15 protein-coding genes are annotated in these 15,017 nt (G+C 57.5%); 13 read left to right on the top strand and 2 right to left on the bottom strand.

Annotated features, from left to right (window positions below; genetic code table 11):
• Positions 1-23: 23 nt before the first annotated feature.
• Positions 24-1,598, bottom strand: a complete 1,575-nt coding sequence (locus tag ACOKCT_RS14635) for a hypothetical protein (protein WP_420193606.1) — start codon at positions 1,596-1,598, stop codon at positions 24-26.
• A 162-nt stretch (positions 1,599-1,760) separates the two neighbouring features.
• Between ACOKCT_RS14635 and ACOKCT_RS14630 the strand changes: the two genes are divergently transcribed.
• The 4 genes from ACOKCT_RS14630 to speB all read left to right on the top strand — a co-directional run bounded on the left by ACOKCT_RS14630 (position 1,761) and on the right by speB (position 6,159).
• Positions 1,761-2,939, top strand: a complete 1,179-nt coding sequence (locus ACOKCT_RS14630) for an oligogalacturonate lyase family protein (RefSeq protein ID WP_263950277.1) — start codon at positions 1,761-1,763, stop codon at positions 2,937-2,939.
• A 13-nt stretch (positions 2,940-2,952) separates the two neighbouring features.
• On the top strand, positions 2,953-4,236 hold the full coding sequence (locus tag ACOKCT_RS14625) for an ABC transporter substrate-binding protein (protein ID WP_103176912.1): 1,284 nt from the start codon (positions 2,953-2,955) through the stop codon (positions 4,234-4,236).
• 36 nt (positions 4,237-4,272) lie between these two features.
• Positions 4,273-5,088, top strand: coding sequence for a sugar phosphate isomerase/epimerase family protein (locus ACOKCT_RS14620; protein WP_159339846.1), 816 nt, complete (start codon positions 4,273-4,275; stop codon positions 5,086-5,088).
• A 150-nt stretch (positions 5,089-5,238) separates the two neighbouring features.
• Positions 5,239-6,159 (top strand): agmatinase, encoded by a 921-nt coding sequence (gene speB, locus ACOKCT_RS14615; protein ID WP_058608614.1) that lies wholly within the window; start codon positions 5,239-5,241, stop codon positions 6,157-6,159.
• Positions 6,160-6,162: 3 nt separating this feature from the next.
• On the opposite strand, the gene ACOKCT_RS14610 is transcribed toward speB, so the two are convergent.
• Positions 6,163-7,374: an MFS transporter gene (locus ACOKCT_RS14610; protein ID WP_159339845.1), complete on the bottom strand. Its 1,212-nt coding sequence runs from the start codon at positions 7,372-7,374 to the stop codon at positions 6,163-6,165.
• A 414-nt stretch (positions 7,375-7,788) separates the two neighbouring features.
• On the opposite strand from ACOKCT_RS14610, the gene ACOKCT_RS14605 reads away from it, so the two are divergent.
• The 9 genes from ACOKCT_RS14605 to ACOKCT_RS14565 all read left to right on the top strand — a co-directional run bounded on the left by ACOKCT_RS14605 (position 7,789) and on the right by ACOKCT_RS14565 (position 15,012).
• On the top strand, positions 7,789-8,112 hold the full coding sequence (locus tag ACOKCT_RS14605) for a Rieske (2Fe-2S) protein (RefSeq protein WP_420193605.1): 324 nt from the start codon (positions 7,789-7,791) through the stop codon (positions 8,110-8,112).
• Positions 8,109-8,417: a recombinase-like helix-turn-helix domain-containing protein gene (locus ACOKCT_RS14600; protein ID WP_103176909.1), complete on the top strand. Its 309-nt coding sequence runs from the start codon at positions 8,109-8,111 to the stop codon at positions 8,415-8,417. The genes ACOKCT_RS14605 and ACOKCT_RS14600 overlap by 4 nt, the downstream gene beginning before the upstream one ends.
• A gap of 10 nt (positions 8,418-8,427) precedes the next feature.
• A complete protein-coding gene (locus ACOKCT_RS14595) occupies positions 8,428-9,450 on the top strand; it encodes an aromatic ring-hydroxylating oxygenase subunit alpha (protein WP_103176908.1) in 1,023 nt (340 codons plus the stop codon).
• On the top strand, positions 9,450-10,199 hold the full coding sequence (locus ACOKCT_RS14590) for an SDR family oxidoreductase (protein WP_156655206.1): 750 nt from the start codon (positions 9,450-9,452) through the stop codon (positions 10,197-10,199). Before ACOKCT_RS14595 ends, ACOKCT_RS14590 begins: the two co-directional genes overlap by 1 nt.
• 12 nt (positions 10,200-10,211) lie before the next feature.
• Complete coding sequence (locus tag ACOKCT_RS14585) at positions 10,212-11,000, top strand: IclR family transcriptional regulator (RefSeq protein WP_156655205.1); 789 nt, start codon at positions 10,212-10,214, stop codon at positions 10,998-11,000.
• Between the two features lie 78 nt (positions 11,001-11,078).
• The gene (locus ACOKCT_RS14580) at positions 11,079-12,005 is read left to right on the top strand and encodes a VOC family protein (protein WP_156655204.1); all 927 of its coding nucleotides are present in this window, start codon (positions 11,079-11,081) and stop codon (positions 12,003-12,005) included.
• Positions 12,002-13,189: an NAD(P)/FAD-dependent oxidoreductase gene (locus tag ACOKCT_RS14575; RefSeq protein ID WP_159339843.1), complete on the top strand. Its 1,188-nt coding sequence runs from the start codon at positions 12,002-12,004 to the stop codon at positions 13,187-13,189. Before ACOKCT_RS14580 ends, ACOKCT_RS14575 begins: the two co-directional genes overlap by 4 nt.
• Positions 13,190-13,214: 25 nt before the next feature.
• Positions 13,215-14,471, top strand: coding sequence for an MFS transporter (locus ACOKCT_RS14570; RefSeq protein ID WP_114316837.1), 1,257 nt, complete (start codon positions 13,215-13,217; stop codon positions 14,469-14,471).
• Positions 14,472-14,481: 10 nt separating this feature from the next.
• On the top strand, positions 14,482-15,012 hold the full coding sequence (locus ACOKCT_RS14565) for a cupin domain-containing protein (RefSeq protein ID WP_103176904.1): 531 nt from the start codon (positions 14,482-14,484) through the stop codon (positions 15,010-15,012).
• The last annotated feature ends 5 nt before the right edge of the window (positions 15,013-15,017 follow it).

The following is a 15,017-nucleotide window of genomic DNA, read 5'->3' as shown; positions in this document are numbered from 1 at the left end:
TGCCACCATGCTTTCACTATCGCTTAGTCGTGAGCCAGGCTTGCTATCAACGCCGCGATGCGTGGCGGATTGAGCAGTGTGGCGAAGGAGGAGGGATGTTGTGAGCCGTGCTGAAGCAGCCACGTTTCAAGCTCGCGATTCTGATGAGTAAAGTGCGCCAGCGCCGCGGTGAATTCCGCCCTGACATCCGCTTGCTCGCCATATTTGCGCAGCCACAGTTTTAGCGTCAGCGCCCGGGTGAACGCGCTGTAGATATGGCTATATTTCACCGCCCGGGTTACCCCGGAAAGGATGATATGCCGGGCTTCGTCGGTGAGCATGCTATCAGGCAGGAGATTAGATGCCCGGCTGTACATATAGTCGGCCAGGAAGCGGCTACGCTGGTCCTCAAGCTCGATAAGCTGACGCTGCTGGTGGCCCAGCTCCGGATCGTCGCTCGGCATCAGCGGTTGAAAAGACTGGGTCCAGCTGGCGCCGCGGGTATCAAGATGAAGCAGATGCAGAGTCTGGTCTAAATCTTCCGGGGGGCGGCTGTGGGATTGCAGCACGCGCCCCAGTAGGGTAGGCGTTTTACAGCTCCATTCGTGGCTGGCGACGAGAATTTCGCTGATGGCGTTAAGGTTCGGCAAGGAGAGAGGGGCGCGGGCGCGTTGCTGTAGCCAGGGAGCGATCAGTTGACGGGGGGCGATCTCTGGCTCGTGGATCAGCCGGGAGAGGCCGGACAAATTAAGCTCGTTAACGGAATCTTCCAGCGTCAGGTCGGGCAGCCACTCCCAGTCGACGCGGACGGTGATGGCCTCTGGCGTACTGTCGAGCTGATTAAGCCAGCTAAGGCGCTGCTGGATTTCGTCAAGCAGATAACAGGGCAGCAGCGTCCAGCCATATTCCAGCCCCCAGAGATCCAGCTCCAGCCATTTCTGGTTATGGCGAATGTTGAGCAGATTGGGATTACCGGCAAAGCCGGGACGGTAATCGAGTTCGGTTGCTTTAACCGAGGCGCGAACGTCGCCGGGCAGGGCCTCCAGCGCTTCCCGCAGCATATGCCGGGGCCAGGTTTTGTCCTGGTAATCGCGTAAAATAAGCTGGCGTCCCAGTTGCCGGATGCCCTTATATAACGCCTTTAGTGCGCTAATCCAGTTTTCGGTGCTGACGTCGGGCGTGGATAACGACAGGCGCAGACCGCGAACGGTGGGCAACGCGGCGAGAATGTGCGGAATGACGTTCTGAAAAAAAGCGTGAATAAAGTGGGATTCGTTATTTTCAGAAAGAAAAAACTCCGGGAATTTCGCTTTTAATTCCTGGCTATTAGGGGTGGCTTCTCCCTGTAACCAAAGCTGCAAATTATGACGTTGAACATAGTCGCCCACTTTGCGTAAATAAATAATGGCATTTTCCTGGGCGATGGTGAGATTAATTAAATCGGCGCCTTTACAATGCGGTGAAGGCGGAGCCAGACGCGCTAATAATGACTGCTGGTGAATAATAATGCCCTGAAAACCATAGCCTGTGGCCAGTCGTACCGCTTTTTCAATAAAAGCCCAGCGCCATATTTCAGGTGAATTAAATTCCATTAACAGGTAAGGCGTCGTTGTATTCATTAAACGCATTCCGCAGCGATAAAAAACGCATGCTAGATGCGATCCCCGCAAAGATCAAACGCCGCTGCTGGCGTAAGAAAAAAAGTGTGAGCCTGCTCGAATGCGCTAAAAACGTGTGTCATCTGCAGGCCAGATTGTTATGCCCTGACAGGAGGAGTTCCCATGGCGAAAGGTATGAAGGTGCAATTACATTTTGAACACTATATCGATGAGGATACCGGCGCTAAAGTTACCCGCTTCACGCCTGTTGATGTTATTTGTCATCGTAATTACTTTTACCAGAAATGTTTTATTGATGGTGGCAGGAAATTAATTTTTGCCGGTGAGTTCGATGTTAACCGCAACTATTATCTGCTGGATCTGGCGACGGGTATAGCAACACAATTAACGGAAGGCGCGGGCGATAATACCTTTGGCGGCTTTTTATCACCGGATGAAACCTCGCTCTATTATGTAAAAAGCGAACGCAATTTAATGCGGGTAAATCTGTCGACGCTGCAGGAAGAGATCGTTTATCAGGTGCCGGAAGAGTGGGTGGGATATGGCACCTGGGTGGCGAACAGCGCCTGCAATAAGCTTGTCGGCGTGGAGATCCATCGCGACAGCTGGCGGCCAATTAGCGACTGGACCGTCTTCCAGACCTTCTGGGCCGAGCAGCCGCGCTGTCGGGTTATCCGCATCGATCTACATACAGGGGAGAGAACCACGCTGCTGGAGGAGAATCAGTGGCTGGGGCATCCGATTTATCGACCCTTTGATGACAACACCGTGGCCTTCTGCCACGAGGGTCCTTTGGACCGGGTTGATGCCCGTATGTGGCTGATGGATGAAGATGGCAGCAATATTCGTAAAGCCAGACAGCCCGCTCCCGGGGAGAGCTATACCCATGAATTCTGGGTGCCGGATGGCTCGGCGCTGATGTACGTCACCTATGTGAAAAACAGCCCTGTGCGCTATTTATGCCGTATTGATGGTCAGAGCGGTCAGGACGAACGTCTGATGGCGATGCCCCCCTGTTCGCACGTCATGAGTAACGAAGATGGCTCCCTCGCCGTAGGCGACGGTTCCGGCGTGCCCATTGATATCGCCGATAACGCCGGCTATGGCGATACCAGCGATCCCTACCTGTGGTTATTTGATTTGCGGAAAAAGCAAGCCTACAAAATCGCCCGTCACAGCTCATCCTGGCAGGTGCTGGACGGCGATCGCCAGGTGACGCATCCGCACCCCTCGTTTACGCCGGACGAAAAAGCGGTGCTGTTCAGCACGGATAAAGACGGTAAACCGGCGCTCTATCTGGCCGAGATCCCGCCTGAGGTTTTGCAAAACATTAAGGCTTAATAAGGAGCAAACGATGAAGAAACGTAACGCTTGCCTGAGCGCCTCATTATTGCTTGCCTGCTCCTGCCTCGCGGCGGCGCAGGCGGCGGAAATCCGTATCTCCTGGTGGGGAGGAAACAGCCGCCACCAGGCGACCTTGAACGCCATCAAGCTGTTTGAGCAGAAATACCCTGATATCAAGGTGAAGGCCGAATACGCCGGGTGGGAGGGATACCTCTCGCGCCTGACCGTACAGATTGCGGGCGGCAACGAGCCGGATGTCATTCAGACCAACTGGAACTGGCTGCCTATTTTTTCCCGGGACGGCAACGGCTTTTATGATCTCTACAGCCAGAAAGCGGTGCTCGACCTCGGGCAATATGACCCGCAGTCTCTGAGTACCACCACGGTCAACGGCAAGCTGAACGGCATTCCGGTGGCGGTGACGGCGCGCAGCTTCTACTACAACAAGAAATTATGGCAGGAGATGGGCGTCAGCTACCCGCAGAGCTGGCCGGAGCTGATGGCGGCCGGGAAAGCGTTTCAGGCAAAAGACAAAGAGAAATATCCGCTGGTTCTCGACTATATGGAGTCGTTGACGCTGGTACAGTCCTGGATGGTGCAGAAGTACGCGATTCCGGCGATTAATGAGAAAACGGGCAAGTTCAACTATACCCCGCAGCAGTGGGTGGAGTTCTTCCAGCTGTATAAAGATCTTGTCGACAGCCACGTCTTCCCTTCCATGCGGGTACTCTCCTCTTACGGCAAAAGTAATACCTGGGAGATGAAGCCCTGGATCCAGGGAAAATGGGGCGGCATCTATATGTGGAATACGAATGCCGTGATGTATGAAAACAACCTGACCGCGCCCTATAACAAGCTGGAGCTGGGGCCATTCTTTATGCTGCCGGGGGCGAAAGATGCCGGATTATTCTTCAAGCCGACAATGATGTTCAGCGTGGGGAAATCGACGAAGCACCCACAGGAGGCGGCGAAGCTGATCGATTTTTTAATGAACGATCCGCAGGGCGTCAAAGCGATGGGGCTGGAGCGCGGCACGCCGCTGAGTAAAAAGGCCGCGCAGCAGCTGGAAGCAGAGGGAGTGATTCAAAAGGACAATATTACCGTAGCCGGGATCAACGCCTCCCTGGCACTGCCCCATAACATCCCCACCTCGCCCTATTTCGATAACCCGCAGTTTGTCGAGCTTTGGCACAACACCATTGAAAATATCGACCAGGGCACCCTTACGGTAGAGCAGGCGGCGAAAAGCTTCTCCCGTAATGCCGAACGCATCCTGGGCAGAGCAATGCGCTAACCCGACGATACCGGTTCACAGATGATGGGGAAGGATATGATTACCTTTAGCGCAACGCTAACCTGCCGTTATGAAACGCTTTTTTCGCCTTTTACCCCGCAGGACTTTGAGCAGGGGCTGGCGTGGCTGGCGCAAAGCGGCTTCGACGCCGCCGAACTGTGCATCAATGATTATGAAGGCATGGAGGTCTCATGGCTGAAAAAGCGGCTGGATGATTACCGGCTGGGGTGTACGACTATTGCCACGGGCCAGGCCCGCAAGCGCGATGGCCTCTCTTTACTTTCCAGCGACAGGGCGGTGGTTTTGCGTACTCAACAGCGCCTGGCGGAACATATTGACGCCGCCGCGCAGCTGTCGAGCCATGTCACCATAGGCTCATTGCGCGCAACGGACAGGATGCTGAGTAAAACCGAGTATATGCATGCGCTGGCGGAGGCGATGGCGCCGTGCGTGGAGCAGGCGAAGCGGTGCGGCGTAACGCTGGTCCTTGAAGCCCTCAATCGCTATGAAATCGCGCATCTGCACAGCGCGGCGGATATGATGGCGTTTATGAGCTTCTGCGACGCACCGGAAAATGTCGGCGTGTTATGGGATATTTTCCATGCCAATATTGAGGATCGCGATTTCACCGACGCGATAGCCTTGCTGGGCTCCCGGCTGCGGCATGTGCATTTTGCCGACTCTAACCGGGCGTTTCCGGGGTATGGCCATTTGCCGATTGACGACATCTATCTGGCGCTAAAAGCGGCCAACTATCAGGGGGCGGTTTCGCTGGAGTGTTTGTGCCAGCCGTCAACGGCAACGCTGATTAAGGAGGCCGGTCCGCTGATCGACCGGTTGCGTCGCTTATAAGGGGTGAGGTGGGGGATCGTTTTTCCTGACTTGAACCTGCGCAGATTAACGGCGATAATTCTTTTTATTGCCTTTTCCAATCTAACCCTTCCTCGTCGGGCTAACGACGCGGGAGGGTTTTTTTATAGCGACGAATATGAGGTTTTTGCCATGAGCACCTTAGGTCACCAGTACGACAACTCGTTAGTTTCCAATGCCTTTGGTTTTCTACGCCTTCCGATGAACTTCCAGCCTTACGACAGCGATGCGGACTGGGTGATCACCGGCGTACCATTTGATATGGCGACATCCGGTCGTGCCGGTGGCCGTCATGGCCCGGCGGCCATTCGTCAGGTTTCCACCAACCTCGCCTGGGAGCATAACCGCTTCCCGTGGAACTTCGACATGCGCGAGCGCCTGAACGTCGTGGACTGCGGTGACCTGGTGTATGCCTTCGGCGACGCGCGTGAAATGAGTGAAAAACTGCAGGCGCACGCAGAAAAACTGCTGGCTGCCGGCAAGCGCATGCTCTCCTTCGGTGGTGACCACTTCGTGACGCTGCCCCTGCTGCGCGCCCACGCGAAACACTTCGGTAAGATGGCGCTGGTGCATTTCGATGCGCATACCGACACCTACGCGAACGGCTGTGAATTTGACCACGGCACCATGTTCTTCACCGCGCCGAAGGAAGGTCTGATCGATCCGAACCACTCCGTACAGATCGGCATCCGTACCGAATTCGACAAAGACAACGGTTTCACCGTGCTGGACGCCTGCCAGGTGAACGATCGCGGCGTGGATGACATCATCGCCCAGGTTAAGCAGATCGTCGGTGATATGCCGGTATACCTGACCTTCGACATCGACTGCCTGGATCCAGCCTTTGCCCCAGGTACCGGTACCCCGGTAATTGGCGGCCTGACCTCAGACCGCGCCATCAAACTGGTGCGCGGCCTGAAGGATCTGAACATCGTCGGTATGGACGTCGTTGAAGTGGCCCCTGCCTATGACCAGTCCGAGATCACTGCGCTGGCCGCAGCGACCCTGGCGCTGGAGATGCTCTACATCCAGGCAGCGAAAAAAGGCGAGTAAGCCTTACGCGCTGAGTGCTGCTGCGCGACGCATGCGCAGCAGCAACATTCCTCCGGCCAGCAGAGTGATAACCTGCGACGCCACCAGCACCGAAAAACCGGAACTGACCGACCCGGCCGATTTCATCACCATCCCCATCAGCAGCGGAATAAACGCCGCGCAGATATTGCCAATCCCATTAATGATCCCGTAGGCGCTGCCCACCGCTTCTCGTGCGGCGTGATGCTGGATCACGGCAGGAATGGCGGCCCCCTGAAGCCCCCAAAAGATATTGGCGGAAAGCATAAACAGCGCCAGCCATACCGGCTGATGGCTGAGCATCAGGGCGACCACTGACAACGCGGTCAACGCGCCGCCCACAACAAAGAGTACCGGAGCCTGGTCCGGGCGCATTTTATCGAGCAGTACACCACCCAGGAACTTTGAACCCAGGCTCAGCAGGAAAGGGATCGCCGCAAGCCAGCCCGTCGCGTGAAGGGAGAAATGGTGTTCATCCCGCAGCCACGCGGGCAGCCAGGCACTGCTTCCCCAGAGATAGCTCAGGGTGGCGATTTCAACCAGTAAAATCCAGCCCAGCAGCGGCGTTTGCCAGGCGAGGGTAAAGGTTTCGACAAATCCTGGTTTTTTCATCTTCACCGCACCACGCGGTGCGGGCAGGAAGCGCCAGATTAACCCGCCACCCAGCAGCAGATTGATTGCCGCCAGCGCATAGAACGAACCCGCCCAGCCCAGATGTGCCATCAGCCAGGTGACGAGCGGAAAGCCCACCGCCAGCCCGAGCGAGACGCCCAGCGCGGTGACGGCGTTGGGTTTGCCTATCTCTTCCGCGCTGAAGTTATCGCTTATAAAGCGCGTTTTCAGGGAAAAGAGCGGACCTTCGGCAATGCCCAATACCAGGCGGGCGATAAGCATCCCCATTAGCGAGCCCAGCAATGGCGAAACAGCGCAGACCAGGGCCCAGATCGCAATGCTGCTTAACAACCCCTGCCGATAATGCAGTTTGCTTTCGATAACCGGTGTTAATAATAAAGCCGAGAATCCATAACCCAGCAGAAAGCAGGTCATTAACATTCCTTGTAACATTCTGTTTTCATTTAACTGAAAATGTTCGGCAAATTCCGGATTTAAAATCATCACCGAAATATTTACCCGGTCAACGTAGGAAATAATAATGAGAAATAACAGTGCAATTGTGCCTTGCCATCTTGCCGTCATATTGCCCGCCTTATGCGTTCGAGAATTTATATTTTTATCAATGTGATTGTCACGGAGCTAAAATGGTTCACCTGTGAAACTCGTTGTTTTTAAAAGGTTGTTTTAAAATGTGTTTCACGGGTGAAACCTGTCGATTTTTCTTTGCTTTATTTTTAAGGAAGAAAAAGAAAAGAAGTCAATATTTTTCATTTACTCTTTTAGCTCATCGCTAAAACGTATTCTTTCACGCCTCAATAATGAAAATTTCATATCGCTGCATTTTTTCGTGATCCCTTGCACACTTAGCTTATTAATTGCCGATCAATTAACAAATTCGTCACATTGACGCTTGACGAAACATTCATCGCTTTTATATTGACCGTATTAAATAAGAAACAGAGTTTCATATATGAAACAAAAGCCTGGAGGATCGCGATGAGCTGGATAGGCGTATGTGACGCAGAACAAGTACAGGAAGATTTCCCTTTTAGCGGCAACGTAAAAGGTAAAGAGATCGGCGTTTATTTAATCGACGGCGAATATTACGCGCTGGAAGACGTATGCCCGCACGCCTATGCGCTGCTGAGTCAGGGCTTTGTTGAGGACGGCAAAGTGGAATGTCCGCTGCACGAGGCGGTGTTCGACGTCAAAACCGGCCAGTGCCTGCACGGCCCCGGCGGCCGAAACCTTAACCGCTACCCGGTTCGGGTCTTTGAAAATCAAATCCAGATTACTTTTGTCGAGGAGACCGTGGCATGAGCGACATCCTGAACTTCAACCCGGCGCTGCCCGAAAGCCGCCAGTTTACGCCCCCGGCAGAAGGCGGGAACGGCGCCATTCATAAACCGGGCGAGTACCAGAACCTGATCTGGCAGACCCGCAGCCGGGTGCCGGAAAACTGGGAAATGAGCCTTATCGCCACGCTGGAAGATCTCTTTGAGCAGGGCATTGAAACCTTACCGGAGCTGGTGAAGGGGCTGAACGCGGTGCGGATGCACGATCAGCAGGGCGAGCCGTGGAGCGACGCCAGCTTCCAGGCATTCTTACAGGTTAACGGCTACTGAGGACAACGCGATGACGACTACCGTACAAAACTATCTCGATAAAGGTCTGCGCGGCCTCTGGTATCCGGTGCTGGCGAGCTGGGAAGTGCAGTCTGCACCGGTGGGCATTACCCGCCTGGGGGAGCAGATTGTGGTCTGGCGCAACAAAGACGGCCAGGTCCAGGCGCTGGAGGACCGCTGTCCGCACCGCGGCGCGCGCCTGTCGATGGGCTGGAATCTCGGGGACCGCATCGCCTGCTGGTATCACGGCGTGGAAGTGGCAGGCAATGGCGAAGTGAAAGATGTGCCTGCGGTGGACAAATGTCCGCTGGTCGGCCAGCAGTGCGTACGCAGCTATAACGTGCAGGAGGCGCACGGCGCCATCTTCCTGTGGTTCGGCGTCACCGCCGATCAGCAGCCGGACGAACTGACCTTCCCGGATGAACTCGCCGACATGGAAAATTTCAGCAACTTCCTCTGCACCGCCGGGTGGAAATGCAATTACCAGTACGCGCTGGAAAACGTGATGGACCCGATGCACGGCACCTATCTGCACTCCTCCTCGCACTCAATGGCGGAAGGGGACCGCAAGGCCGACATGGTGCTCCAGCCGACCAAAACCGGCTTCATCTTTGAGAAAAAAGGGCAGAGCGGCGTCAACTTCGACTGGGTGGAGCTGGGCAACAGCGGCACCTGCTGGATGCGCCTCTCCATTCCTTACAGGAAGCGTTTCGGGCCGGGCGGCCACTTCTTTATCGTCGGTATGGTGGTACCGGAAGATAACGACAACTGCCGCGTCTTCTTCTGGCGCATCCGCCGCGTGCAGGGCTGGCAGCGCGATATGTGGCGCTTTATGTACCGTAACCGCCTGGAAAAACTGCACTGGGAAGTGCTGGAGCAGGATCGTGTGGTGCTGGAAAGCATGGCGCCAAACGCCCGCGACCATGAATACCTCTACCAGCATGACGTTGGTCTCTCCCGCCTGCGCCGCATGATGCAAAAAGCTGCGAAAGAGCAGCTGGCGATGCGCGACGCGCAGCAGGGAGCCGCCTGATGAACGGGCTGTTGAGCGGAAAACGCATCGTTGTAACCGGTGCCGCGCGCGGGCTGGGCTACCACTTCGCCAGAGCCTGCGCGGAGCAGGGGGCGGCGGTGGTGATGTGCGACATCCTGAAAGGCGAGCTGGCTGAAAGCGCCCACGGGCTGAGCGAACAGGGTTATGCGATCGAATCGCACGTTATCGATCTGGCCGATCCGCATTCCATCGAACAGGTGTTCAGTGCCATTGGCGAGCTGGGGCAGATTGACGGCCTGGTGAATAACGCGGCGATGGCGACCGGCGTCGGCGGCAAAAACATGCTCGATTACGATCCGGATCTCTGGGATCGGGTAATGAGCGTCAACGTCAAAGGCACCTGGCTGGTCACCCGCGCCGCCGTGCCGCTGCTGCGGGAAGGGGCAGGGATTGTGAACGTAGCCTCCGATACCGCCCTGTGGGGCGCGCCGCGCCTGATGGCCTACGTCGCCAGTAAGGGGGCCGTGATTGCTATGACCCGCTCAATGGCGCGGGAGCTAGGTGAAAAGCGTATTCGTATTAACGCCATCGCGCCGGGATTAACCCGCGTTGAGGCGACGGAATATGTGCCCGCCGAACGGCATCAGCTCTATGAAAATGGCCGGGCGTTAACGGGGGCGCAGCAGCCGGAAGATGTCACCGGCAGCGTGGTCTGGCTGTTAAGCGATCTGTCGCGGTTCATCACCGGGCAGCTTATTCCGGTCAACGGCGGTTTTGTCTTTAACTAAGGTAGGGCGATTATGGCAAACGATCAGGAAGTGAAGTATCTGGTGCCGGGGCTGGAGCGCGGTTTACAGCTGCTGTTGGCCTTCGGCGAGCAGCATCGCGATCTGACCTTTGCCGAGCTGCACCGGCTGGTGGATATGCCGAAGGCCACCGCCTACCGCGTGGTGCAGACCCTGGAGTATATGGGCTTTCTGGAGCGCAACACCCGTACCAATACCTTCTCGCTCGGCATGAACGTGCTGCGTCTGGGCTTTGAGTACATCGCCTCGCTGGATGTGGCGCAGGTGGGTCAGCCGGTGATTGAACAACTGCGTGACGTCAGCCAGTGCAGTAGCCATCTGGCGATCCGCGACGGGCGCGACATCATCTACATCGCCCGCGTCAGCGCCGCCGGGTCGCGCATCAATCAGGTCAGCATTGGCACCCGTCTGCCGGTGCACTGCACCTCGCTCGGCCGCATGCTGTTGACCGATATTTCCCGCGCCGATTTCGAACAGCTGTTCCCGCAGGAGCGCCTGCCGGGCAACACGCCGGGTCAGCTTCACGACCGTGAAGCCCTGTGGCAAATGGTGCAGCAGGATAAAGCCCGCGGATACGTGATCGGTGAATCCTTCTTCCGCCACGGTATCTCCTCCATCGTTTATCCGGTGTTTGACCGAAGCCATCGCGTGGCGGCGGTAGTGAGCATTCTGGTGCCGTCGGAAGAGATCCCACAAGCCGACCGCGAGCGACTGCAAAACGAGGTTCGTCTGGCGGCGGACAAAATTTCTGGCTTCTTAGGGTATTTATCACAGGCCAGTTAAATCAGTGAGTTAACGTCAGGCGCTTCACTGCGTCGGGCATGTTTTACGCCCAATTTGGGCCAGATGAGGCAACGAACGATGAGTGTAACCGGAATTGAAAAGCTGGAATTTGGCGTTGAGAACCTGACGCACTGCGCCAAATTTATGCGTGATTTTGGCCTGACGGGCGATGCCAGCGGCCAGCGTTTTACCACCCTGAGCGGCGCGCGCGTGGAGCTTAACCCGATCGACAGCCCCGATCTGCCCCCGGCGTTTGAAGCGGGTAACACCCTGCGCCGCATGACCTGGGGAGTGGCGACCCAGAACGATCTGGACGCACTGCGCTCGAAGCTTGCGCAGCAGCCCGGCTTTCGCGAAGTGGGCGACGCGCTGGAATGCCTTGACCCGAACGGCATGACCCTGCGCGTGCAGGTCAGCCAGCAGACCGACGTGGAGCTGAACGTCGAGCCGATCAACCAGTGGGGCGATGCCCGCCGGATTGACACCCCCAGCCCGGTTTACGATCGCGCCCAGCCCATCAACGTCGGCCACGTGGTGTTTTTCGTGGAGGAGCTGGCGGCGGTGGAGAAATTCTACCGCGAGGTGCTCGGTTTCCAGGTCTCTGACCGCTACATCAACCGCGCCGTATTCCTGCGCTGCGGCGTACGTGGGGGGCATCACAACCTGTTCCTGCTGCAATTGCCGAACCGTAAGCGCGGCCTGAACCACGTGGCCTTTACCGTGCGCGATATCCACGAGGTGATCGGCGGTGGTATCGCGATGAATAAAAATGAATGGAGCACCTTTATCGGGCCGGGCCGCCATCCGGTCTCGTCGGCCTACTTCTGGTACGTCAATAGCCCGACCGGCGGCGCGTTTGAGTACTACACCAACGACGACTACCTGACCGAAAACTGGCAGCCGCGCGAGCTGGAGCACTCGCTGGTCTCCTTTACCGAATGGGCGGTGGAAGGCGGGATCGATCACGACACGCGCCGTCAGCAGAAAAAAACGGAGGCGGTATGACGTCGCGCATTGTCATTATCGGTGGCGGCCAGGCGGGGGGCTGGGCGGCTAAAACCCTGCGTGACGAGGGTTTCGACGGCGAGATTTGCGTGGTGGCGGAAGAGGAATGGGATTTCTACGAACGGCCACCGCTGTCGAAAGCGGCTCTTTTGCAACCAGAGGCGGCGTTTCCGCGACTCTTTTCCGAAGAGGCGCAGCAGGCGCTGAACCTGACCTGGTATCGTCCGTTGCGGGCTGAATCCATTGATCGTGAAGCGAAAGCGGTTGTTTTAAGCAACGGCGAACGCCTTAGTTACAACATGCTTTTACTGGCCACCGGAGGGCGGGCGCGCCTGCCGGGTGAGGCCTGGGCGGCGCACCCGCAGGTCTACACCCTGCGCCACTGGCAGGACGCGCAGCGTCTGAAAAGCCGTCTGGCGGAGAGCCGCACCCTGGCTATCGTTGGCGGCGGCTGGATCGGTCTTGAGATTGCCGCTTCCGCGCGCAGCAGCGGCGTGGCGGTCACGCTGTTCGAGCAGCAGCCCGCACTCTGCATGCGCTCGGTGAGTGGCGAGGTTTCGCAGCGCTTAGAGGCCATTCACCGCGAGCAGGGTGTGGCGATCCGCACCGGCTGCGGCGCGCTGGAGCTGGAAGACGATAACGGTCTGCCGGTCATCCACTGCGACGGCCAGCGTAAAACCTTTGATGCGGTGGTGGTGGGGATCGGTGTCGATCTCAACCTGGAACTGGCGCGTAACGCCGGGCTTAAAACCGAACGCGGGATCGTGGTGGATGCCCAGGGACGCACCGCAGATCCGTTCATCTTTGCCGCCGGGGATGTGGCCCAGCATCATCACTACGGCCTGTGCATCCAGTCCTGGGCCTTTGCCCAGAATCAGGCGGTGGCGACGGCGAAAGCAATGCTCAACCCCGATGCGTCAGGTTACGACGACGCGCCGTGGCTCTGGTCAGATCAATATCAGCACAACATTCAGATCCTCGGTATTCCGCAGCCGGGCAGCAGCACGATAGTGCGGGACGATTCGCTGTTCTTCTCGCTCGACGCGAACGGGCGGCTGACGCAGCTGGTGGCGTTCAACGATGCGCGCACCGTCAAGCTGGCGAAGCGCTGGATGGCGGCGGGAAGGGATCTGTCAGACGTACCGCTCAGCGACCCGACCTTTTCACTGATGTCATTGCGATAGCTAACCCGCACCCGTAGGGGGAGATATGACCACATTAGAGACCAACACCGCGCCCGTTGAGGCGAGCGGTGAGGGAACCCGCACGCCTGAAAAAGCGGTGCGCTGGGCCATCCCGCTGGCGCTGCTGGCCTGCGTGCTGCTGGCGTTTTTCGACAAAATCAGCATTGCGGCGCTGTTTTCTGACGGCCATTTCCAGCAGGCGATGGGCATCGATTTCGACACCACGCGCCTCGGCATTCTGATGAGCGCCTTCCTGCTGAGCTACGGCTTTTCATCGGTCTTTTTAAGCGGGCTGGGGGACAAAATCGCCCCGCTGCGCCTGCTCACCGGGATGATGGTGATCTGGTGCGTGCTGATGGTGGCGATGGGCTTTACCCATAACTACACGCTGATGATTGTCCTGCGCATCCTGCTGGGGGTGGCAGAAGGGCCGCTCTTCCCGCTGGCCTTCGCCATTGTGCGCCACAACTTCCCGCAGCATCTGCAGGCGCGCGCCACCATGCTGTGGCTGCTGGGCACCCCGGTGGGGGCGGCGATTGGCTTCCCGCTCTCCCTCTGGTTGCTGAATACCTTCGGCTGGCAGAGCACCTTCTTCGTGATGGCGATGCTGACCGTGCCGGTGCTTATTTTTGTGCGCATCGGTCTGCGGGGGATCCGTCTGGATGCGAAACCGGCCACTACTCAGGCGTCGCAGGATGAGCGTCGCGCGGCCCGGCGCGAGCTGTTCGTCAGTCCGCACTTCTGGATCATCTGCATCTTTAACATCGCCTTCCTGACCTACCTGTGGGGTATCAACGGCTGGCTGCCGGGCTACCTGATCAAGGGGAAGGGCATTCATCTGGAGCATGCGGGCTGGCTGTCGTCGATGCCGTTTATCGCCATGCTGGCAGGCGAGGTGATTGGCGCATGGCTCTCGGACCGGGTCGATAAGCGCGCCGCGGCCTGCTTTATCTCCATGGCGGGGGCGGCGGTGGGGCTGGCAGCGGTCATGCACCTCGACACCCCGCTGACCATCATCGCGGCGATGAGCTTCAGTACCTTTATGTGGGGCACCGGGGCGCCCAACATTTTCGCCCTGCTGGCAAAGGCCACCCATCCACGGGTGAGTGCTACGGCGGGCGGCATCTTCAACGGGCTGGGAAACTTTGCGGGCGCGCTGTCGCCGGCGGTGATGGGCGCGCTTATCGCCTTCACCCACAGCATGGATTCCGGGCTGATTTTTCTGGCGGTGATGGCGGCGGTGGGCTGCGTCCTGTTACTGCCGCTGCTGAGACGTTACTGAGGAGAGTGTCATGACTGATTCAACCATAACCAACAAATCTGGCATCAAACCTGACCACCTGACGATGGAAGAGTGGGTCGAGTCGCGCATCGCGCGCTTCGAAGGGCGTAAATATGACTGGAACGCCCTGAAGTTCCAGGCCGATTTTGATCCGAAATACCGCCGGGCGCAGATGCGCTACATCGGCACCGGTGCCACCGGCGTGGCGAACGACACCAACACCGTGCAGGCGGATCACTTTACCTTCTCCACCATGGTACTGCCGTCGAAGTGCGAAGGGCCGCTGCACCTGCATGACGATGTGGAAGAGGTCTTCTTCATGCTGAAAGGCCAGATCACGCTGATGATCCAGGATGGCGACAACTACACCGAAACCGTGCTGCGCGAGCGTGACCTCATCTCCGTCCCGCCGGGTATCTATCGTGGGCTGTTCAACCACGGCGAAGAAGAGGCGCTGATGTGCGTCATGCTGGGCACTAACAAGCCGGAAATCCCGACCTACCCGGCCGATCATCCGCTCTCAAAAGTGAAGCGGAACTAAGGGGT

The organism is Leclercia sp. M-A074-M (genome assembly GCF_965195605.1).
Classification (GTDB): domain Bacteria; phylum Pseudomonadota; class Gammaproteobacteria; order Enterobacterales; family Enterobacteriaceae; genus Enterobacter.
This window is presented reverse-complemented; position numbering and strand designations above follow the sequence as displayed.